This is a genomic window from Niabella sp. CPT15-335-S11 (assembly GCF_058792415.1).
This window is the reverse complement of sequence record NZ_JBYTEI010000001.1, coordinates 43,146-65,599: the sequence shown is the minus strand read 5'-3', so window position 1 is coordinate 65,599 and position 22,454 is coordinate 43,146. Positions and strand designations below refer to the sequence as shown.

Annotated in this window: 21 protein-coding genes; 7 read left to right on the top strand and 14 right to left on the bottom strand. The window is 40.7% G+C overall.

Annotated features, from left to right (window positions below):
- Positions 1-62 precede the first annotated feature (62 nt).
- The 7 genes from AC3WS5_RS00290 to AC3WS5_RS00260 all read left to right on the top strand — a co-directional run bounded on the left by AC3WS5_RS00290 (position 63) and on the right by AC3WS5_RS00260 (position 6,977).
- Positions 63-1,349 carry a Gfo/Idh/MocA family oxidoreductase gene (locus tag AC3WS5_RS00290; RefSeq protein ID WP_492465184.1) on the top strand — a complete coding sequence of 429 codons (1,287 nt, stop codon included), beginning with the start codon at positions 63-65 and terminating at the stop codon, positions 1,347-1,349.
- 17 nt (positions 1,350-1,366) lie between these two features.
- On the top strand, positions 1,367-2,116 hold the full coding sequence (locus AC3WS5_RS00285; RefSeq protein WP_492465183.1) for a 3-keto-disaccharide hydrolase: 750 nt from the start codon (positions 1,367-1,369) through the stop codon (positions 2,114-2,116).
- Between the two features lie 20 nt (positions 2,117-2,136).
- The gene (locus tag AC3WS5_RS00280; protein WP_492465182.1) at positions 2,137-3,144 is read left to right on the top strand and encodes a formylglycine-generating enzyme family protein; all 1,008 of its coding nucleotides are present in this window, start codon (positions 2,137-2,139) and stop codon (positions 3,142-3,144) included.
- A gap of 78 nt (positions 3,145-3,222) precedes the next feature.
- Positions 3,223-3,837 (top strand): 3-keto-disaccharide hydrolase, encoded by a 615-nt coding sequence (locus AC3WS5_RS00275; protein ID WP_492465181.1) that lies wholly within the window; start codon positions 3,223-3,225, stop codon positions 3,835-3,837.
- Positions 3,838-3,841: 4 nt separating this feature from the next.
- Positions 3,842-4,441, top strand: coding sequence for a plastocyanin/azurin family copper-binding protein (locus AC3WS5_RS00270; RefSeq protein WP_492465180.1), 600 nt, complete (start codon positions 3,842-3,844; stop codon positions 4,439-4,441).
- A 174-nt stretch (positions 4,442-4,615) separates the two neighbouring features.
- On the top strand, positions 4,616-5,878 hold the full coding sequence (locus AC3WS5_RS00265) for an MFS transporter (protein ID WP_492465179.1): 1,263 nt from the start codon (positions 4,616-4,618) through the stop codon (positions 5,876-5,878).
- Positions 5,879-5,954: 76 nt separating this feature from the next.
- Positions 5,955-6,977, top strand: a complete 1,023-nt coding sequence (locus tag AC3WS5_RS00260) for a Gfo/Idh/MocA family protein (protein ID WP_492465178.1) — start codon at positions 5,955-5,957, stop codon at positions 6,975-6,977.
- 44 nt (positions 6,978-7,021) lie between these two features.
- On the opposite strand, the gene AC3WS5_RS00255 is transcribed toward AC3WS5_RS00260, so the two are convergent.
- The 14 genes from AC3WS5_RS00255 to AC3WS5_RS00190 form a co-directional block, all read right to left on the bottom strand.
- A complete protein-coding gene (locus tag AC3WS5_RS00255) occupies positions 7,022-8,239 on the bottom strand; it encodes a glycosyltransferase family 4 protein (protein ID WP_492465177.1) in 1,218 nt (405 codons plus the stop codon).
- Between the two features lie 6 nt (positions 8,240-8,245).
- A complete protein-coding gene (gene wecB / locus AC3WS5_RS00250; RefSeq protein WP_492465176.1) occupies positions 8,246-9,379 on the bottom strand; it encodes a non-hydrolyzing UDP-N-acetylglucosamine 2-epimerase in 1,134 nt (377 codons plus the stop codon).
- 8 nt (positions 9,380-9,387) lie between these two features.
- Positions 9,388-10,506 carry a polysaccharide biosynthesis C-terminal domain-containing protein gene (locus AC3WS5_RS00245; protein ID WP_492465175.1) on the bottom strand — a complete coding sequence of 373 codons (1,119 nt, stop codon included), beginning with the start codon at positions 10,504-10,506 and terminating at the stop codon, positions 9,388-9,390.
- A gap of 42 nt (positions 10,507-10,548) precedes the next feature.
- A complete protein-coding gene (locus tag AC3WS5_RS00240) occupies positions 10,549-10,965 on the bottom strand; it encodes a WxcM-like domain-containing protein (protein ID WP_492465174.1) in 417 nt (138 codons plus the stop codon).
- A 1-nt stretch (position 10,966) separates the two neighbouring features.
- Positions 10,967-12,007, bottom strand: a complete 1,041-nt coding sequence (locus AC3WS5_RS00235; protein WP_492465173.1) for a polysaccharide biosynthesis protein — start codon at positions 12,005-12,007, stop codon at positions 10,967-10,969.
- Positions 12,008-12,030: 23 nt separating this feature from the next.
- Entirely contained in the window at positions 12,031-13,158 is a 1,128-nt protein-coding gene (locus AC3WS5_RS00230) for a glycosyltransferase (RefSeq protein WP_492465172.1), read from the bottom strand.
- Between the two features lie 48 nt (positions 13,159-13,206).
- Complete coding sequence (locus AC3WS5_RS00225; RefSeq protein WP_492465171.1) at positions 13,207-14,568, bottom strand: hypothetical protein; 1,362 nt, start codon at positions 14,566-14,568, stop codon at positions 13,207-13,209.
- The gene (locus AC3WS5_RS00220; protein ID WP_492465170.1) at positions 14,555-15,607 is read right to left on the bottom strand and encodes a CgeB family protein; all 1,053 of its coding nucleotides are present in this window, start codon (positions 15,605-15,607) and stop codon (positions 14,555-14,557) included. The genes AC3WS5_RS00225 and AC3WS5_RS00220 overlap by 14 nt, the downstream gene beginning before the upstream one ends.
- The gene (locus AC3WS5_RS00215; protein ID WP_492465169.1) at positions 15,607-16,635 is read right to left on the bottom strand and encodes a glycosyltransferase family 2 protein; all 1,029 of its coding nucleotides are present in this window, start codon (positions 16,633-16,635) and stop codon (positions 15,607-15,609) included. The genes AC3WS5_RS00220 and AC3WS5_RS00215 overlap by 1 nt, the downstream gene beginning before the upstream one ends.
- Before the next feature lie 31 nt (positions 16,636-16,666).
- Complete coding sequence (locus AC3WS5_RS00210; RefSeq protein WP_492465168.1) at positions 16,667-17,488, bottom strand: FkbM family methyltransferase; 822 nt, start codon at positions 17,486-17,488, stop codon at positions 16,667-16,669.
- A gap of 49 nt (positions 17,489-17,537) precedes the next feature.
- Positions 17,538-19,385: an asparagine synthase (glutamine-hydrolyzing) gene (gene asnB, locus AC3WS5_RS00205; RefSeq protein ID WP_492465167.1), complete on the bottom strand. Its 1,848-nt coding sequence runs from the start codon at positions 19,383-19,385 to the stop codon at positions 17,538-17,540.
- Positions 19,386-19,901 (bottom strand): FkbM family methyltransferase, encoded by a 516-nt coding sequence (locus tag AC3WS5_RS00200; protein WP_492466458.1) that lies wholly within the window; start codon positions 19,899-19,901, stop codon positions 19,386-19,388. It abuts the gene before it with no gap.
- Positions 19,902-20,151: 250 nt separating this feature from the next.
- The gene (locus AC3WS5_RS00195; protein WP_492465166.1) at positions 20,152-21,150 is read right to left on the bottom strand and encodes a glycosyltransferase family 2 protein; all 999 of its coding nucleotides are present in this window, start codon (positions 21,148-21,150) and stop codon (positions 20,152-20,154) included.
- Positions 21,134-22,450, bottom strand: coding sequence for an O-antigen translocase (locus AC3WS5_RS00190; RefSeq protein ID WP_492465165.1), 1,317 nt, complete (start codon positions 22,448-22,450; stop codon positions 21,134-21,136). Before AC3WS5_RS00190 ends, AC3WS5_RS00195 begins: the two co-directional genes overlap by 17 nt.
- Between the last annotated feature and the right edge of the window lie 4 nt (positions 22,451-22,454).

Below are 22,454 nucleotides of genomic sequence, written 5' to 3'. Positions count from 1 at the left end.
GGAATTGATGAAATTTAGTATTAAACATTTTATTTCAAAAAATATAGTAAAAAAACGATATCATGGAACGGAGTAGTATAAACCGTAGAACTTTCTTAAAATCAACCGGGACAACCGTAATAGGAAGCGCAGCCGCATTAGGTTTCGGATTTCCTAATCTCGCATTTGCCAAAAGTGACAATACCTTAAAAATCGGGCTGGTGGGATGTGGAGGAAGAGGTACCGGTGCGGCTAATCAAGCCTTGAATGCGGATCCTAATGTTGTACTTTATGCAGTTGCTGATATATTTGAGGATCGTATAAATGATTCTCTTACTGCGTTGGAAAAGATACATGGTAAGAAGGTTCAGGTTGATAAAAGTCGGAGATTTACCGGTTTTGATGCTTATCAGAAGGTTATAGATTCTGTGGACGTTGTTCTTTTAGCTACTCCCCCTGCGTTTAGGCCTGTTGAACTGGCCGCTAGTGTAAATGCGGGTAAGCATGTTTTTTATGAGAAGCCCGTCGCCATTGATGCTCCCGGCGTCCGGATGGTAAAAGCGGCGGCGAAGAAGGCTAAAGAAAAAAATCTTTCACTTGTTTGTGGATTATGTTTTCGTTACAATTCTGTAAACCAGGCTATTTACGAAAAAGTATTGGGAGGGGCAATCGGAGATATTAAAGTAGTCTCTGCTATTCGTTATGGTGGTCCCTGGCATGAACCCGTGCGGCAGGCTGGTTGGACCGATATGGAATATCAAATTCGCTATTGGTATTATTACAATTGGCTTTCAGGTGATTTTAACGTAGAGCAGTTTGTGCATAGTCTGGATCAGATTTCGTGGGTATTGGGGGATAAAGTGCCTATACGTGCTATTGGAACAGGCGGGAGGCAGGAGAGAACTGCTGCGCAATATGGTAATATTTACGATCATTTTGCCACCGAATTTGAATATGAAAATGGAATAAGGGCGTTTGCTAATACCAGACAGCAAAAAGGCGCTTCCGGCCGTAATTCCGTAGAAGTCTTTGGCACCAAGGGGAACGCTTACTATACTGGCAATGCACAGAAAATAACTGGCGAAAATAGCTGGAGTTTTCAAGGGAAAGCGAATGACATGTATCAGGAAGAGCATAACGTGCTTTTTAATTCTATCCGGCATGGCAAGGGCATCAATGATGGGGAGAGGGCTGCCAACAGCACAATGATGGCTATATTACAGAGAATGGTTGGTTATAGTGGGAAGACAATTAGCTGGGATGAAGCAATAAATAGTGACCAGGTGCTCGGACCCAAAGAGTATAGCAGGGATTTAAAGTACGTGGGGCCGGGCATTGCGGTTCCCGGAGTAACTAATGTACTAATTTGACATTTAAAATTCCTTTTATGAAGATTTTATTTATGGTGCTGCTTCTGGTGTTTGGCGATGGATTATGCCGGGCCCAATCAAATTTTGAATTTGTGTTTGGCGAATCGCTGAAGTTTGAGTCTGTTTTTTCACAAAACAATAAGAAAGGGGAACCTTTAAAATGGATCAATGTAAATACCAGGAAAGATACGTGGTCTTTGAAGGACGGCTTGCTGATTGATTCCGGTGAACCAATAGGGGTCGTCAGATCTGAGAAACAATATGAAAACTTTATACTACATGTTGAATGGAAGCACCTGGATCCCGGTGGAAATTCCGGTGTTTTTGTGTGGAGTAATGGGGCTACCGTAAAAGAAGGGAATCCTTATCCTAATGGTGTAGAAGTACAGATACTGGATCCTGATTGGATAAATATTCACAAGACTAAAGACGGTGAGCCTCAAACGAAAGCTTATATCAGTGGTGAAATGTGGGGCGTAAATGGCTTAATAACTACTCCGGATAACCCCAGGGGTGAAAGAAGTAAGGGGCTTGAGTATAGGGTCAAAGACCATGGGATATGGAATGTCTATGACGTCGTTTGCGTAGATGGCGTTATTAAGCTCGCAGTAAACGGAAAATTTGTTAATGGGATTAGTAAGGCTTCTCAAAAGAAAGGATACATTTGTATAGAGTCCGAAGGTGGAAGAATTCATTTTCGCAACTTTAAAATTATTGAACTGCCACCCGGAATAACCTCCCCGGAACAATCAGCTCCTATCCTTTAATTTATTAACGTATTTTTAAAATGAGGTATATATTGATCTTTGGGATTGCCATCAGTTTTTCTCTTTTGTCTTTTCAAATGGCGCAGGTTCCCCATAGCACCCCGGATAATTCTGATTTTGCATCCTATGCTGAACTGATTCCCGGCTCAAAAGAGAGCATAAAGATGATTCCTGTTCCGGGAGGATCGTTCACGATGGGTAGCCCAAATAATGAGCCGAAAAGAAACAGCGATGAGGGGCCACAGCGGCTGGTAAAAGTTGATTCATTCTGGATGGGCGCTTATGAGATCACCTGGGATCAATTTCAGCAGTTTATAAATGCTAATCTAAAAAACAAAAAGTTTAAAATTAAAGGTAAAGAGGTTGAGGTAGACGGTGTTACATCGCCTACTGCGGAGTATATTGACATGAGTTTTGGAATGGGTAGGGAAGGAGGTTACCCCGCGGTAAACATGACTAATTATGCCGCCATTATGTTTGCCAAATGGTTATATGTACAGACCGGACATTTTTATCGGCTTCCAACAGAAGCCGAGTGGGAATATGCTTGCCGTGCCGGAACGACCACAGCCTATTATTTTGGTAATGATGCCAGTAAGCTAAAAGATTATGCCTGGTTTAAAGATAATACTAAAGATGGATACAGTAAGGTAGGCCAGAAAAAACCAAATGCATTTGGGCTTTATGACATGTTAGGAAATGTGTCGGAATGGACGATGGATCAGTTTGACGAGAATTATTTTCAGCAATTGAAGGGTAATCCTGCGGATAATCCCTGGGTTAAGCCTACAAAGCTCTATCCTCGGTCGGTGCGGGGTGGCTCCTGGATGGATGGGGCTGACAGTTTACGCTGTGCCAGTCGGGTGGGATCGTCCGCAGCCTGGAAACAACTTGATCCTCAGATTCCAAAAAGTCTTTGGTGGTTAACTAGTGCGCCTTTTGTAGGATTCAGACTGGTTAGGCCTAAAGTGACTCCTCCTGCAGATGAGATTAATAAATATTGGACAGTAAAAATGGAGGATTATTAGGGTGAAATATTGGGTCTACTGGATTTGTCGTTCTTTATCTTAAATGTTAAATCATATTTTTTAAATAATCAAAGGGCTATGAAATATATTTTTTTAGTTGTTTGCTTTTGGAGTCTTAATGCTAATGCTCAAAAATATACGAGTTTATTTAACGGGAAGGATTTGTCGGGCTGGCATATCTACGGAACCGAACAATGGTATGTGGATAATGAGGGCAATATGGTTTGCGAGAGCGGGCCTGAAAAAAAGTACGGCTATCTCGGAACAGATAAGGTGTATAAAAATTTTATACTTGATCTTGATTTTAAACAGGAAGCAAATGGTAACAGCGGGGTGTTTGTCCGTTCCTCTATCGAAGGCACCGGCAAGTATGGCCCAAATATTACCGGATGGCAGGTGGAAGTAGCTCCTTCGGGCTTGCATACAGGAGGGGTGTATGAATCAGGACGTGGTGGTCGGGGTTGGTTGATAAAACCAAGCTCCGAAAAAGAAAAAGTATTGAAACAGGGCGAGTGGAACCATATGCGAATTAAAGTAAAAGGGAATAAATTGACCTCCTGGCTTAACGGGGTAAAAATGGTTCATCTTAAGGACGCGAAGTTTGGGAAAGGGCAGGGGCAGATTTCGCTGCAGATTCATAGCGGAGGTGGTATCAAAGTTAGATGGAAAAATATTCAAATCAAAGAGCTTTAAACGTATGAAGTATAAAAATACATGGCTACAGGAAGCTGTAAATAGATTATTTATTAATAGAACTTATATTAAACTGACCCTTTTGTTTTTTATCTCGCAAACTATTTGGACTACAGCGATTGCACAAAAAAATAATACGAAATCTACGGTTAAGGTGGTCATGAGTGCGGTTGATGGACTACAGTATGACCTTGTCCGGTTCAAGGTTAGACCCGGGGCAAAAGTTAAGATCATACTGACTAATAAAAGTAAGGAGGAGCATAACCTTATCGTTACCGCATCTGGAGCGCGTCAATCTATAGTTAATGCTGCTTTGCGCTTGGGACCCAAGGGCAAGGCTATGAATTATATTCCTGAAAAAAGTGAAGTTTTATGGACAATTCGCCTTCTTTCGCCTGGTGAGAAGGATTCTGTAACGTTTGTCGCCCCAAAGCAGCCTGGGGTTTATCCATACGTATGCACTGTGCCGGGTCATGGATCAGTTATGTATGGAGCTCTGTATGTGCAATCACACGGAAACATGCCCGAAATCGGAACTGATGTTAATATTCCTCTTATTCGAAGAAAAAAAGGTCCTATTGTGGGGATGAAAATGCATCACTAGTCTGGTATAATCAATATTATTGATATATTTTGGTTTGCTACCACTCATTTGCGCAGTTCTATTAATGCTTCCTGATAAAAGGTGAGTTATGGCACTAATTGAAGCTAATGAAATAGCATCATGCCGGACTGTGATTCAAAATGATTAATTCGTAATAAAACCGCCTTCACTTTTATGCAAACACAACTCAAGGCCAAGCTTGGCTTTTTCATGTTTCTCCAATATTTCGTCTGGGGTTCGTGGTATGTAAGTATGGCGACTTATTTAAGCCGAACGCTGCAATTTGGAGGTGAACAAATTGGCCTGGCTTATGGGGCATTTGCAATTGGGGCTATGATTTCTCCATTTTTTGTGGGCTTGATTGCAGATCGGTATTTCGCCTCGGAAAAAATATTGGCTGTACTCGGAATTGTCGGTGGCTTGCTTTTGTTTATTCTTCCTCAAGCCACGGCATTTGCCTCATTTTATCCAGTTCTGATCATCTATTGTGGATCATATGTTCCAACACTCGCCCTGGCCACTTCGTTATCTCTTCACCACCTTACCAACCCTAAGCGGGATCTACCTCTCGTTAAAGCATTCTCTGCGGTGGGATTTATTGCGGGAGGGGTAACGTTGAGTGTGGTATTTGACGCTGAGCAATCGGCTGCGCAATTTTATATTGCAGGAACAGCCTCCTTATTTCTTGGTTTATTTTCGTTCGTGTTGCCACACACGCCCCCTAAGAAAACCGGCAAAGATGTGAGGCTTCGCGATGTATTGGGGCTGGATGCCCTGGCGCTTCTAAAAAAGCCTTCCTTTGCCATTTTTATTGCATGCACGTTTCTGATTTGTATTCCTCTCTACTTTTATTTTGTCAACATGAACTTGTACGTTACGGAATTAGGTTGGAAATATACAGTCGCAAAAATGTCACTGGCTCAGGTGTCTGAGTTTGTCTTTCTGCTCTTATTGCCATTATTCTTAAGATGTTTTGGGTATAAAAAGACCGTTGCTATTGGAATTGTTGCCTGGGCCGCCCGATATTTTCTATTGACGGGCAGTGTTGATGCAGGTTCGTTACAGACAACGTTTGTTTACGCCGCAATTTTACTTCATGGAGTCTGCTATGATTTTCTCTTTATTACAGGGCAGCTTTATGTGGATAGCGAAGCAAATGAGCGAATTCGGGGTGCGGCTCAAGGGTTGATAGCATTTATCCTTTGGGGTGTTGGTGCATTTGTGGGAACTCATATAGCCGGAATTTTTTTAGCTTCGCATACATTGACGTCATTAAGTGGTAGTATTGCCCATGATTGGCGGGGAATCTGGATTTATCCGGCATTGGCGGCCGTTATTGTTCTGGTTATTTTTATGGTTTCATTTCGTGAACCCAAAAGCAAGGCTATACCGTCTGCGGGCTTAAAGCTAAAAGGAGAAGGCGCGGAACTGCTTTAAAAAAAATGTGAGGATCATTCAAAATACTTTGGTTAATCGAAAGATAAAATAAGTCATTCAAAAAATGAAATAGACTATGAAAAAATTAAATGTTGGGATTATTGGGTATGGATGGGTGGCCACGGCGCACATTACTACGATCAATAGCGGAGGGCTTGGACAAGTGAGAGCGATATATTCTTCCCGTGAGTTAGATGACCGAAAGCTAAGGGGGAAGTGGGGCTCGGAGATTAAATCTTATACTGATTTAAACAAGATGCTCAGTGATAAAGAACTAGATGCTGTTTCTATTTGTAGTTATTCTTATCAGCATAAAGAACATGCAATTGCTGCAGCAAAAGCGGGCAAGCACATCATATTGGAAAAACCAATGGCTCTCAGTTGGGATGATTGCCTTGCCATAAAACATGAAGTAGAAAAGGCAAATGTGAAATTGTGTATCGGATTCGAATTAAGGTTTTCAAATCAGGCTATTTCCACAAAAGCGATTATTGATCAGGGGTTGATTGGGGATTTACACTATGGTGAGGTTGATTATTTTCATGGAATAGGGCCGTGGTATGGGCAGTTTTATTGGAACGCAAAGAAAAGCGGCGGTGGCAGTTCGTTATTGACTGCAGGATGCCATGCATTAGATGCCCTTCTTTTGTATATGGGGAGTGATGTAGTTGAGGTGACCAGTTACGACACCCGCTCAAAAAGTAAAATTTTTGAGCCGTACGAATACGCAACGACAAGTGTAACGATACTAAAATTTGAAAGTGGAAGAATAGCAAAATGTGCGGTAAGTGTTGATTGCCTCCAGCCGTATTATTTTCATACGCACCTGATCGGGAGCGAAGGTAGCTTATTAGATAATAAGCTTCATGCTGAAAAGCTCAAATCCGATAAATTTAAGTGGAGTGAAATGTCAATGAAAGCGGTGGATTCAGGTGACGTTGCGGATCATCCGTATCGCCTTCAGTTTGACACTTTTTTTCAGGCAATCCTTGATGGGACGGAAATGCCTTTAACTGGTTTAAACGATGCGATCAAAACACACGAAATCATTTTTGCTGCTGACCGGTCTGCTTCTACCGGAAAGATGGTTAGATTATAGTGTCGACATGTACGCAATTTGTTTTATATTCTCCCTGCATTTGATCAGGAATGAGTAACGAGCGTCATGATCGCTTCAAGTACTTTTTCTTTACTGTAACTGTCCTCAACGATCTGCCGCCCTCTGTTGCCTTTTTCGGTAATCATCGGAACGCTGGCGAAGGATAAACTGTTTAAAAAGTTAATAATCTCCTGTGAGCCGGAGTAATTAAAGGCCCAGCCGGTATCACTTTCTTCGACGAACTGAGCAATCTCGGTCTCCTTATTACCAATAAAAAGGATTGGTTTGCCTGCACCCAGAATATTATAGGATTTTGAAGGCACACCAACACCGTAAAACGAATCCTTGAGGCTAACTAACCCTATATGGCAGGAATTCTGCATTCTGTTGAGTTCTTTTCTTGGAAAGGCCGGCAAAAACGTTGTGTTGCTAAGATCCATCTCCTTGGCAAACGCCTCCAGGACCGGCTTTTCAGAACCTCCCCCCGCAAAGACAAAGTGCAACGATGGGTTATTGACTTTTTTGAGGACCTCCAAAAAGTCCTTCAGATTCTGCAAGACCCCATGATTGCCGGCAAATAATATGATTAATTTACCCTCCAGCCCATATTGTTTAACCGCCTCATTGAAAAGTAATGGATCAGGCCTCACCGTTTCAACGTCCGCCCAATTAGGAATAATGGTGATATCACCGGCCCGGGATAAAGGAAAGGTTTCTAATAACAGGTCCTTCATATCCCTTCCTATTACAATTATCTGATCGGGTACTTTCCGGCATAACTCGAAAACCTTCCTGGTAATTTTATATACTAAACTCCATTTCCTAATATATCCGCCCGTAACCAGGTTTTCCGGAAATACATCGTGCATTAAAACGATATATTTGAAACGTTTAAAAACCCTTAGAAACGAATACAACGGGATGATAAAGGCGGGGTTAGAAACAACAAATACCTTTTCCCCTTTTCTGATCCCGAAGCCTTTCAAAAATAATCCGGAGGAAATACCTGCAACGCGAAATAGTCTTTTGACCGGATGGTTTTTATCGAAGTTAAAGTGAGTAACCCGGTGCAGGATGACCTGCCCGTTCAACCCGTCCTTTTCAACCCTATTTTTTTTCCCATCATAATCCGCCGGGCCACAGATTACATGCACTTCATACTGCTGCGAAAACCTGACGGCAATTTCAGTGGCAATATTCCCGGTAGCAATATCCGTATCCGGATAAAATACTTCCGAAATCAGCCACATCCTTTCTTTCATTCTTAACTATTTACTCCATACTACGCGGTTAATATAATCCGTGTAGCTCAAAATTATTCGCACAACTTTCTCAGAAACATTCGGCATAGAATAATCTGATACCTGCCGGAAATTTCTTTCATCTCCTGTCTTTTGGTATTCTAACTGTACCAACCCCTGCATGACCCTTTCGGGGGAAAGGCCCACCATCATCACACTAGCCTCCTCCATTGCCTCAGGGCGCTCATGTGCCTCGCGAATATTCAGCGCCCGAAAATTTAATATGGAGCTCTCCTCAGAAATGGTTCCACTATCCGACAGCACCGCAAACGCATTCATCTGCAAAGCGTTGTAATCATGAAACCCCAAGGGTTTTAGAAATTGCACTTCCGGTCTTACCACAACCTGTTTTTTCTCAATCATATTGCGGGTGCGTGGATGGGTAGATACAATAACCGGGTATTGATATTTTTCTGCTATCGCATTCAACGTATCAATCAGCCCCTCGAAATTTTTCTCTGAATTGATATTCTCTTCACGATGTGAAGAAACCACGAAGTATTTTCCTTTTTCAAGATTCAGTCGCGCTAAAACATCCGACTTCCTGATTTGAGGCAAATAATAATGCAGCACTTCAAACATCGGCGAGCCTGTCTTTATAATCCTGTCCGCAGGCAGCCCTTCCCTTAACAAATACTCCCGGGCAATATCACTATAGGTTAAATTGACATCTGAGATGTGATCCACAATCTTCCGGTTTGTTTCTTCCGGTACACGCTGGTCAAAGCAACGATTTCCCGCCTCCATATGGAAAATAGGAATCTTTCTTTTCTTTGCCGGAATCGCACACAAGCAACTATTTGTATCGCCCAATACCAAAAAGGCATCAGGGTTCAGTTCCTCCAATACCGGATCGATTTTAATCAGGATATTCCCAATTGTTTCGGTCGCCGTTTTTCCGGCAGCCTCCAAAAAGTAATCGGGTTTACGTAGTCCCAGGTCCTCAAAGAAAACCTGGTTTAACTCATAATCATAATTCTGGCCGGTATGGACTACGGTATGTTCAATGGCTTCGGATTTATCCAGGGCAGCCAAGACTCTCGAAAGCCTGATAATTTCTGGCCTGGTGCCAACAACCGTGAGTACTTTCAACTTTTTCATGCTGGTATTTAAACTTCTTCAAAGTAGGTATCTGAATCTTCAGGATCATATGGTTCATTGATCCAAAATATGGTATACAACTCTTCGGTGCCTGTATTTTTGATATTGTGTGTGTACCAGATCGGCATATCCACATAAGCGGGTTCTACGCCGTCTAAGTTGAAGTCCAGTACCTCGCCGGTCCCTATTTTTCGTAACTGAATAAGGGCCTTCCCCTTTATAACGGCAAAACGCTCGATTTTACGGGTATGGTAATGATTACCTCTTGTGATGCCGGGCACCGTTGTCGAAAAGGAGCATTGCCCCCCTATACCCAGGCGAACGACTTCCACAAATGCACCACGTGCATCAGTATGTTGTGTAAACTTCCTCGGGAAATAACTTTGTAAATCAAAATAGCACCTGAACGTGTTAAACAAATTCATGTCGAACGAACTTTCCAGCACCGGAATTTCCCCTTTTTCAAAATATAATTCTTTGAAATAATTTAGTTTTCTTAATATTTCTGATACTTTGTTTGTAGAGGTATGAGGCACTCTGTATTCTTCCCGGGTTTCTCCTTTTTTTATTTGCTCGATAATTTCATTCACTAATTCCCCCACGTAAATCAAATCTACTTCTGCGTCCTGGTGTATCTCCGGCGTTTCACCATGGGTAAGCTTATGACAAAATGTAGCAATAAAGGAATTATAATTCGGCATCCCAAAGGGTCCGAACACATTTGGTATCACCAGGCCGGTAAATGTGCCGCCGGAATCTTTTGCCCAGTTTGACAGCATCCTCCGACCTTCTTTCTTAGATTTGCCATAGAGATTGTCTCTTTCTTCCTGGGAAGAAGAAGAGAATAAAACGTGGGCTTTAGAACCCGTTTTTTGTAGGGCACCAATCAATTTTTGAACAAGTTCAATATTGGTATCATATAGTACCTGCGGGTCCGGATGACGGTTCAATGCGGCCAGGTGAACGATCACATCGCAATCACTGACAAATCTATCCAACAATTGGGGTTTGTTAAAAAAAGAAATATTGTACGGAATTCTTTCAAAATCACCGATACACAACCCAAGTGTATTAAATAAATGGGTCCCTACAAATCCTTCCTGACCGGTTATGCCGACTTTTATCATAAGTGGAGTGTTCCTTAACTTCTTTTTGATTAATATAATTTATCAATCTTTGAAATAATCAATCGGGTAAATACAATCGTCATTTGTAATACCCAGGAGGTAATCTGACATGGTTAACAGTAATGATCCCTCATCGTTTGCGACGATCGCTGTAACGTAGCCAGGAGGTGTATACAAAACGTCCGGTAAATCATAAGAAAGCTGAAAGGTTAATTGCTCTAAATCTGGTGAAGGGTTTTCCCATTGATCAATTTTAATCATGCGTATGGTGAAACTCCCGCTCAGCGCAACGAACCACCGGCTTTCAACTTTATGGCCCTTCCAGCCTCGGACAAATTCGGTGTCCCTGTTTTGTATGATGTACATACGGCGAACGCCTAACAGATCAAAAGTATTGTTATGCTTGATTGAGCCTCTTTCGTCTTTCGAGATAGCTCCTTTTAGAATATAGGGTTCCATGTTAAGCAGGATAATGATTTACATTGGTTTCTCCTAAAACATCTTCACGTATCAGCGGGAGTGTCTTCAGCAGGTTTTTCATCCCTTCCAGGTCGAGGCGGTGCGTATTATGCGAATGATATTCTTCAATGGCACCGACTTTTGTATCACCCTCGGAAAAAAACTGTGCGTAATTCAAATCACGATTATCAGCGGGGATACGGTAGTAATCACCCAGATCTTCAGCCTTCACCATATCTTCCTTATTCACCAGGGTTTCGTATAGCTTTTCACCGTGTCGGGTTCCAATAATTTTGATCTCACTATTACTATTATATAATTCCAGCAAGGCTTTAGCAAGCGTTTCTATTGTAGCGCCTGGCGCTTTCTGTACATAGAGGTCCCCCTGCCGGGCGTGTTCAAAAGCATAAAGTACCAGATCCACGGCATCCTCCAGGGTCATCATAAAACGCGTCATACCCGGATCTGTGATGGTTAATGGCTTTCCAGCTTTTATCTGGTCTACAAACAATGGAATGACCGATCCGCGCGAAGCCATTACATTGCCATAGCGGGTTGCGCAAAAAACGGTTTTACTATCATCCAGGTTTCGGGACTTGGCTATAGTAACTTTTTCCATCAATGCCTTGCTCATGCCCATGGCGTTTATGGGATATGCAGCCTTGTCTGTGCTCAGAACTACCACCCTTTTAACCTCATACTTTTCAGCGGCTGTTAATACATTCTCTGTGCCCAGTATATTGGTCTTTACTGCCTCAATCGGAAAAAACTCGCAAGATGGTACTTGTTTTAAAGCAGCGGCGTGAAAAATATAGTCCACTCCTTTCACGGCGTATTCCACACTCCGCGAATCTCTCACGTCGCCTATATAAAACCGAAGTTTCGGACTATTCAACCGGTTACGCATGTCATCCTGCTTTTTCTCATCCCGGCTGAAAATCCGAATTTCGGAGAAATGGTCTGTATTAAGGAATCTTTGCATCACTGCGTTCCCGAAAGAACCAGTACCGCCGGTAATTAATAAAGTTTTATTTTGAAACATGTTTTATCTATGTAAAGTATTTACTATAAAATTGAATCGAGTAGGAAATTCATTATTTTTCCAAACCTTTCTCGGGGAAGATCAAATTCCCGAACCCTTTCTTTTCCTTTTTTTACCAGCTTATCCTGTAAACTCTGGTCATTAAGAATCCGTACCAGCTTTTCCGCCGCGTCCTCGGGTGATTCAGGGTCAAAATAAACCGCTGCGTCTTTACAGATAGCCCTTGCAAACGGGAGATCTGTCGTAAGAATTGGCTTTCCTGAGTACATGGCTTCTGGATAAACCGCTGTGAAGGTTTCCAGCAAAGTTGGGGCAAAAGCAATATCTGATTCCCGGTATAAAAAAGGACAATATTTTGGAGCCACATTGCCCAGGTTAATTACATTATCTATACCATTAAAAATTCGCAAGAAGTCTTCCTGGCGTATGGTAACAACCAACTCCACTAAAATACCCTTTTCTTTCAAAAGGCGCAACATGGGTGGTATTAATTCAAAACCTTTGTGAGGATAATAACTTGAGATATACAACAGCCTCTGATACTTTTTCTCCGGCAAACCAGGTAATTCTTCAAAAAAAACTTCCCTGAAAAAATGACTACAATTATTGGACGCAACAACAATGCACTCTTCCTTCTTCCCCAAAAACCGCGCAAGCCTTTTTCTGCTGTCCTCTGTTTCGGTCCAGTATTTTGATGCCTCTGTTTTTAATAAATACTGTTGGAACTTTTTCTTAATCCTGTACTTAAGGGTCCTCCATCCTTTCCAGATTTTAAAGAAATAGGTGTCCTCGTATAAAAGGTACCCATTTGCAAAACCCATGATATGGGGAGCCTCTGGTTTCCAGTAGCATGGCCCGAAAACGGTTATAACCGCATCCGGCATTATATTATTTTCAAACTCAGAAAGCCGTTTCCGGAATCGAAAAAAATTCGTCATTGATTCGGAAGGATGAATATCTACATTTAAAAAATGCATGTGACTAGCACCCTTGTACTTCTCCGGAAAAATTACTTTTGAAGAAGCCGTTCCCAGAATCACGTAAAACTCAAAATCTTTAACCCCTGAGGCTTCCTGTACAAAGGAGTCTGCCACCTGAAGTGCACCCCCTTTCTGAAGATTTGAAACATTGATGATTATCCTTTTCTTCACACGCAATCTTCTAAAAGTAACGATAATTTTTTTAAGGAATTTTCAGGGTTACTCTGAGGGCATTAAAGGCTTTTCGATCTTAGAAATTGCACCTGATCTATTAGTTAACCGGACTAATACTCGTATAATCAAAAGTAACAGTACAGAATATACGCAGAATTTATAGATGACATTGGCACTATATGCATACCAACGCGGATAGGTAGCCAAAACCATCACCACATAAATCTGAAGGTAAATTGATGCTCTATCCGGATATTTTATAATTCTTCTGAGAATTGTCCCAATAAATATGCTCAAAAAAAGTACTCCAATATAGGATAGGTATACAAAGAAGTATATAGGAATAAACCCTCCTCCTCCCGAAAAATAATCGGCCTGGCGGTAGGCCGCCAGGTTGGCCTGGGGTGGCAGCCAACTGTATGGTACAACTACTGCAAGTATATTATAGAGAAATATGGACAATCTTTCACTGATACTCAAAATACCATCTGTACAGAAACCATATAATCTGGAAGAGCTGTAGTATACATCGATCTGGTTACCAAAAAAACTGTAACCAGCAACCTTCAAATTTTCCGTAACCAAATTGTAAAGTTCATGAAAGCTCAGGTCGGGAGCGCTACGGAAGAATCCGAAGGCAATAAAAAAAACAACAAATGGTAATGCCAGCAAGATCAGTTTAAACAGTGATGTACGTGCGTTATCAAAATGAAGTATAAAAACCAGTATCAGGCATTGCAACATCTCAATTCTGCCGCCCAATAATATTGCTTTCAGGCAATAAAGAGCAGCTATTGCGATTAATAACAGTATTCTTATACGATTTCTTCCGGAAAAATAAAAAGCGATCGGATATAGTACCAAAAAATACTCAAAAATTGCAGTACCACCAAGATTTTTTGTTGTTGATGCTTCCGTTGCATAACCTCCAGCTTCGAAAATTGTCCCACCAGTCCTGCCAAAAATCAAAATTAAAATTTGGGCAATCAGAATAAAATAAAAAACCATTGGCCGGTTATCGCAGTTTATGTAGTTTCTTAAGACGACAGGGCGGTGAATTTTTGGCAATAACAATACAAAAACAGCCCAGAATACCGATAAAATGATAAAAACGCCAGTGTGGTAAACCTCCTTATCAAAATCCAGGTCCTCAACCAGGCTTAACGGAAATTCTGGATTAGCAAAATGCCAATAAGCAACAAGTGTATAAGGCAATATGAATATAAGAAAGAATGCAAAAGGCTTAAATTTTCTGTACTCAAGAATAAGAAGAAATTGCAAAATTACCAGCAAGACCGAAAGGGCGCGAACCGGTGCAAGATTAAAATATACCATTACACAAAAGGCCAGTACAGTTACCGCCAGCCCTTTTATAGCATAAAATAGAATATGTTTAACCTCTTTCAATTCCCGCTTTTTGATCTTTGGCCAATTGATTCATAACTATTTTGACCCGATCGGTTACTTCATGTTTATCATAGTTTACACGATCATACCCGTTTCTCGCAATTTGTTCTCTTAACTTCTCATTTACAAGATAAAATCTGATTTTCTCCTTTAGCTCTTCTTTTGACCGAAAATAATCAGCATCTTTGCCTTCCTCGAACATACCCGCAAGGTCCGCACTGTACTGTGAAAGCATAAATGTTCCGGTGGCCGGAATTTCAAAACACCGGCGGGTATACGTGTCCGAATTAAGGGTAGACAAAAAAACCAGGGCAATTTTTGCTTCATTAATTACTTTATTATAATCTTTTCCTAGCGCCGCAATAGGTCCCATTTTTTTAGTAAAGTAATTGAAGCTATTACTTCTGTGCCATTCAGGCCCGTAGAGTTTCAAACTAATTCCCTGTTCTAGTAAATATTTTATCCATTCATCGCGTCCATCGTTCTCATAGTGCCCGATAAATATCACATCAAATTTTTTGGGAACATCCATCTTAAAGTTCAACGTCCGGATAAAATAAGACCGTAATAGGCTAATGTTATGGTAACCCGCATTTATATAATCCTGCCTGTTCTTTTCCCGGTAGTAGAATATATGCGTGCAGTACGGTAATCCTGCGAAAAAGTCCTTCCAAAATCTTTTTGGATAATGGCTGCTGAAAGGATCATCATTGTTGTAAAAATAAACGACGCTTTTTCCGCTGCATTCGGAGAGGGTTTTCTTTTTGATAAAAACAGGCCGGTAAAAAAAAATACAATCAAAACTTTCTTTGTTTACCCACCGCCTTAAATCCCTGTTGATCTTCCAAACTGATGGGCCCCATGAACGTTTCTTTTGGAAATTATAAAACTTCCTGAACAGCAACTGTTTCCTCTGAAAATATTTTCTAAGCACAAATTTTTCTACATCAACTCCCATTGTTTCCAGAGCATTACAAACAGCTTGCTCGTGTATGGAAGATATAAAATCGCCCACGACCAGAAATTTCAATTTATCCATCACAACTTCGGGGTTTTACCCAGTATCTTTTTTATTCCCCTTATGAGTTTGTCACAGTTCTCCTTTCCCAGGAATAAAAGCGCATAATAGTACAGATAATAATGGTAGGTACGATTCATGCCAATTTCTTTACGCAGTCTTTTATCATACTCCAGGAATTTCCTTATCCCATTGGGCCTTTGAATGGAAAGCACAGGATATGCATATTTTGATAAATCCGTTAAAAATATGTTTGTTGCGCTAATGCCTTCGTGTTCGTCAAAATAGCCGGTTACCACTAGGAAAGATTTCATAAAATTGATGGAATTATCCACACTAATCCTTCCCGGCGTATATTTTTCTTTCTCATTTTCCGATGAACCAAACTCGGGAATACCGCGTGCACTTTCATCCATTAATGTTATAGGAATATCGCAATAGGCAGAAGGATAATGCAATACGAGTTTTGCGCACAGAAATAACTGATATAATAAGGTACCCTTAAACCGTTCTGTATTATACCAGGGCAATACAAAATCCCTGCGAAAACAAAAGCCGGAAATAAAAACTGATTTCCGAAATAAGGTTGCAAAAGCTTCCTCACCGGGTTGAAAAAAAGTATGCTCCGAGAAATAACGAAAGTCCTCAGAACCGTTATCTCGGTGGACGACCGCATATCTCCTCAGAATATAAGCCGGATCTGGGTATGTTTTCAGGAACCCGATGTACTCATCCAGCCTGCCGGGCTGAAAAATATCATCATCGCCCATATACATCATATATTTCCCCGATGCCCTTTTTATCAGTTCCTTCAGGTTCTCATCATAGCCGAGATTCGTTTCGTTCAGGAATAAGTGACAGGGAAGGAGGCTGTTTTCCCTGAAGGCGTCCACTTGCTTTTGAATAGCAGCCCTGGCAGGACTTTTGTCTTCACATATTACTACTTCAATCTCAGCGCTATCTTTTGCATCAATGCTCTTTAGAAGCCTTATGAGTTGCTCGGGCCTGTTATATGAAGGCACACAAATAGATAAAAACGGTCCCGCCATTATTAATTAACTTTCGATTTCTTTGGATGTTTTATTTGGTTCCATCAATTGCAATAAGACTCCTGAGGTGATCAAAAGCAATATTATCCGGTAACGCTACAAGATTCCAGGTCCTGCTGAAATCCTTATCCAGCCTTCCATCCATCCTAAGTCGGTACACAGTATAATCACCTCCTAAAAAAGTCTTGACATCATCAATACTAAAATGCTTTCGGGTTACGTGATTAAATTCAAAAATTATCAGAGGCTTTCTCCTTTTTATAAACTCAGCTCCTCCCTTCATGATTCCCAATTCCGCCCCCTCAGTATCAATAAGAAAAACGTAAACTTCGTTTTCGGGAGTACTACCAAATTCATTATTAATGGTTGTGGCACGAAGTGTTTTCCCAATGGAAATGTCTTCTGTTATACCCGATGCAGTCGAATTTATTGTATTAAAATTAAACAAAATGTCTTTTGCCGTTTCAGAAACCGGGGATTTAATCAGTTTGACATGATGGAAGTTGTTCAATTCTATTGTATTCTCAATAGCTGATTGTTGCTCAGGCTGGGGTTCAAAAGCAGTCACTTTCTTTACACCGGGATTTGATGCATAATCAAGAACAAATTCGCCAACATTCCCCCCAATATCCACAAAATGGTAGCTATTTCCGTTTTCACCGGCAAAAACAAGATCTAAAAATAAGTGCGTCTCTTTTTCATTGAAATGGCCATTGATAAGGTTGCCATAATTATCCGCAATTCTATGATTAAAAAAAAGTTTCTTCCCTTTAACCTTAAAAATAGAGTCCTTATTAACACGCCTATATAAGTATCCAAGTCCCGGAATGTTTACTTTAAATTTCTCATGCACGAATTCATGCAGTCGTGCATACAACTTTACGAGAGCAATCGACATATTCTTAATATTTAATGTTATACTTTTTGACCCACTTGCTTAATATTAGCACAGCAAAAAGTCTTGAGGAATTTGCGTAACCTTTTTTTACATTCCTACACAAAGTAAGCACAAAGTCCTTATTTAGAAATTCAGGTAGATGATTTTGCAGATCGTCCATAAAGAAATCAAACCATTTATCGGCAATCCAATCATTCAAAGGAAGTGAAAAGCCCTGCTTGCGGTCCACATCAAAATCAACCGGCATTCGCTTTTTCAAAAGCTTCTTGGGAAGTATTTTCAGCTCTGTATTGGTAACTTTCAGGTGATCCGGAACTCCTGAAAAGGCAAACTCAACAAGGTCCCTGTCTAAAAACGGCGCCCGCATCTCCAGGGAATGCGCCATACTGGCGCGATCAACCTTTACCAAAATATCCTCTGGAAGATAATATTTGAAATCGCAACGGCCCATGTCGTATGCCAACAGCCCTGAATCCTCCAATGCTGGCTTGGATGATAGCTTCCTCATCTTTGGCCTCCAGTCCTGAATAATCATTTTTGCGATGGTGTCTGCGTCAAACAACCGGTTATGATGGAAACGCACGAGTCCGGCACCCGGCAGATTCTTTAAGAAGTTCCTTCCCTTAAAGCCGACAGGCAACAGGGATGCACCCCCGGCCATTCCCTTTCTAATAAAATCGGGGACTCGCCCCCAGCTGTTGTGCTGTTCAAATAAAGTTCTGTAGGTAGTATATCCTCCAAAAAGTTCATCGCCGCCATCCCCGCCCAGCGCTACTGTAACGTGCTTCCGAGTAAGCTGTGAAACCAGGTAGGTGGGCAGCATGGAACTGTCACCTAGTGGTTCGTCATAATAATTGAGAAGCTCATCTATCATTTCATAGCCGATCTCATTGCCGCTGAGCTCAATATGCTCGGTTCCAAAATATGCTGCTACCTGACGGGCATATGCTGCCTCATTGTATTTACCGAACCCTTCGAAAGAAATATGAAAGGTTTTTACTTTTTCCGAAGCATGTTCAACTGCGTAGGAAGTCACCAGCGAACTATCCACACCACCGCTCAATAGAATACCTAGGGGTACATCAGAAATCAGTTGCCGTTTTACAGCAGAAGACAATAAACTATCCAGTTTTTCCAGTAATTCCTCACCGGCCGACGTTTCGCGTTCCATTCCCGGCAAGTCCCAGTAGGATTGGATAGTACAAGTATGGGTTGGTACATCGTAGATCAGGTAGTGGGCAGGTTGAAGTTTGAAGACGGATTCAATAAATGTTTCACCCGATTTTAAAAACCCATCCTCAAGGTACTGCTTAAGCGCGAGTTTATTGAGTTTTCGGGGCAGGTTTTCGTCGGGCAGCAATTGTTTTAACTCTGATGAAAACGAGAAACCCTCGGCATGTTGCCAGTAATGCAATGGTTTCTCTCCCGCCCTGTCCCTTGCCAGGAATAATTTTTGTTCCCGCCTATCATAAATAGCTATAGCAAACATTCCCACAAAATGGGTAAGAGCTTTCGGACCCCAGGCCAGATACGCATATAAAACCGTTTCTGTATCAGAGCTGGACATGAATTTATAGCCCAACGGAATCAAATTTTTCCTAATCTCCTGGTGATTATAAACCTCCCCGTTAAAGACAATAACGAATCTTCCATCTGGCGAATGCATCGGCATATGGCCATTGTCCGACAGATCCAGTATCGCAAGCCTTACGCTACCTAATCCGATATTATTATCGTCATTAAACCACACCCCCCGATCATCAGGGCCTCTGTGATTTATCAAGGCAAGTTGTTCCTGAAACGTTTCCTTATTAATCTTGCCTTTTTTTAGTACCCCAAGTATCCCGCACATTCAATTCCTGAATTTTATTATCAAATTTTCCCCTTTGCCATGAATGGAGTAAGGGTTGTGTTTTGCAAGACATCTTGAATAAGAGGCCACACTATCTTCAACGTCAGGATGTAATTCAATAACTATAACACTAGTTAGGTCAAGAAATGAGATATCCGCATTAAAAACGAACCTCTCCGCGCCTTCAATATCTATCTTAAATATATCAACGGCATCCATACTATTCTTACGCATGATCGTGGACATCGAAAAACCATCAACCCGATTTTTTACTTTTTGGCTTTCGCCTTCACCAATTCTGAACCCCCAATCCCCAAAATCCTGATCAACTATGGTTACTTCCCCATCCTCACCAGAAAGTACCCAGTTAAAAACTGAAATATTAGGTCTTTGTGAAGAATTTATCCTCAATAACTCAAAGTTTCCTGACTCAGGTTCTAAATTAATTATTCTAGCGTTCGGATAGTTTACAGAATAGTACAATGAGGTAAGCCCAATATTTGCACCGGTATCTATGATAGTATTTACAGATCTTTTTCCAGGTTCGATTTTATATACTTCATCAAAAAATATTTCAACAAAAACCAGCCAATCCGAAGTGCCCTTTCTTAAGCGAATTTCAAGATCATATTTACTGATCCTGAATTTTACAAGATCTCTTGCATTTGAACACCTTTTACATTGATTAGTACTTTAATTATACTCCATGCATTTTTAATGCCATACCGTATTATACTCTTTAAGATAATTTAAAATTGCCTATACGTCATTTTCCCTTTATTAAACTAAATGGACTCATTAATGCGGAAATAATCCTAAAGATAAGAATCTTGGGCCCATAAAAATTACTTTCCACCATTTTAGAGACCTTCATTGCTTCACCATGTTCTCCGCGCCTTTTCTTAGCAATGTAAATTCTAAGCATTAATTTGAAGTGAAAATTTTCCCATCGCTTTTTAAGTAGTGCTCTTTTCTCGAAGGTTGAAAAGTATGCGGGACGATCAAGATACTTATAGATCATATCGAAAAATTCGTCCTGCATATTAGCCGTACCCATTCTCGAGCTCCAATTGCCCTCGTGCCGGCGGTTTAAAACGCCAAAATGAGGAAGGTAAACGATTTTGAAACTCCCAGCAACCCTGATATACCAATCTGAATCCGATAATTCATAATCAGGGTCAAATTCCCCCACCTCTGCCCAAATCGTTTTTCTGAAAACCATCGTAGAAGGATGAAAAGGCCAGTTGAAATATTTGAGATAATATTCGAAAAAATTGTCAGCATTGATCTGGTATGGCTCATTAAACCTCCTTGAATCAATATGAACCTGCGACAAAATTGACCCGTCAATTTTATTAAACTTTCTCCGGGTAGAACCATTCTCAAAAACACTTGCAAACTCGGAGTGAACCATTCCAATATCCGGATGTTCCTCCAGGTAACCCACAGCGTATTGAATATGGTCAGAAAAGAAACGGTCGTCATCACTGCACCAAGCTATATATTCTCCGCTACAGGCATTAATGGCAGCGTTCCAATTTGGCACCCCACCGGTGTTTTTCGTTTGCTTAAAGACTTTAACGCGAGGCTCGTTACAATATTTCTCTTTTAACCTTTCGTATGAATTATCCGGTGAGCAATCATCAAAAACAACCACTTCGTACACCGGGTACGTTTGATCAAGCACAGCCTGTATGGCCTCGCTGACCATTTCGAAACGATTCCAAGTGCCAATAGCGACCGAAACTTTAGGATAATCTTTCATGTTTCAAGTTTGCACCTTCCCGGATATTCAATAAAACGATTGTAGTGATTAAGGTAAACAAATTGGCAAACAGATAAGCCCAAACAGCGCTTCCAACCTGAAGTTTGCCAACATAATAAAAGGTGATACCAATATAAGTAATCGCAAATACTACCTGCGCTAAAAAGAAATCAAATACCCTTGCCTTTGCCCAAAAAATCATACCGAACAACCATGTAACTATTTTAACCAGCTCACCTAATATCTGGACAGAATAAAACTCATTAATAACGCTAAACCTCGGGGAATACAAAATCAGGGTAACTTCAGACCTAAATAAATAGAGCAGGATTCCTGCAAGGGCCAGGGCGGGCATTACTAATTTCAAAAAATTAAATATTTCGGCCTTTATTTTTGAGTACTCCTTTAAACCAGATAAAATTGGAAGATAGTAAAAACTAATCCCGGCCGTAATTACCATAGTGTACATCGATCCGATCTTGGTTATCGAATCCCAGTAACCTGCCTGTTCTAAATTCTGATTTCTTATTATTATTGTTCTGATGATGACGGAAATCCATGGCATAAGTAAAATAGAAATAATTCCCATTACGCTGAATTTTGTCAATTTTCTTACCAAAGATTTTGTAATTGGTTGAGATTTAAACAGAGTATTTTTATTATAAAATGGAAATTTTTTTCGCATGAAGTAGTAAACACCAAAAAAACAAGCAGGTTGAGCAAAGATCAAAGCATATAAAACACCATTCAGGCCAAAAGAAAAAATAGATGCGGTAACTGCGATGAGCACCAAAACATTTGAAATTATATTGAGGATAATTAAATCCTTAAATTGTCGCAACCCATTGATGATAGATACAGTTAAATTGGCGGCCGAACCAAAAAATACAAAAGTCCCAAGTGCAACAAAGTACTTTCTATACCCACTATCCTGAAACAATATTAAACTGAGAGGATCAGAGAATAAAATAAGGCAAATCCCAGTAACTACCGAAAAAATCAGGCAATACTTGAAAATATTATGAATAATAACTTTAAGATTATCGCTATTGTCTGCGTTTTCGGCTACTAAAGAAGTAATCCCGGTATCAGTTGCGGCAGTTCCCAACGCATTAAAGCTTACAATTAAATTATTCATTTGCCCCATTATGGCAATCCCGGAAGGACCGAGAAAAAGGGCCGCAACCTTGTTTGTAATAAAACTTGTGATAACTTTCAATACCGTGGAAATTGAAGTCCAGCTAAAAACCAACAGAAGTTTCTTGTTTGCTTTCAGATTTCTAATAAATTGATGAAACATGGTA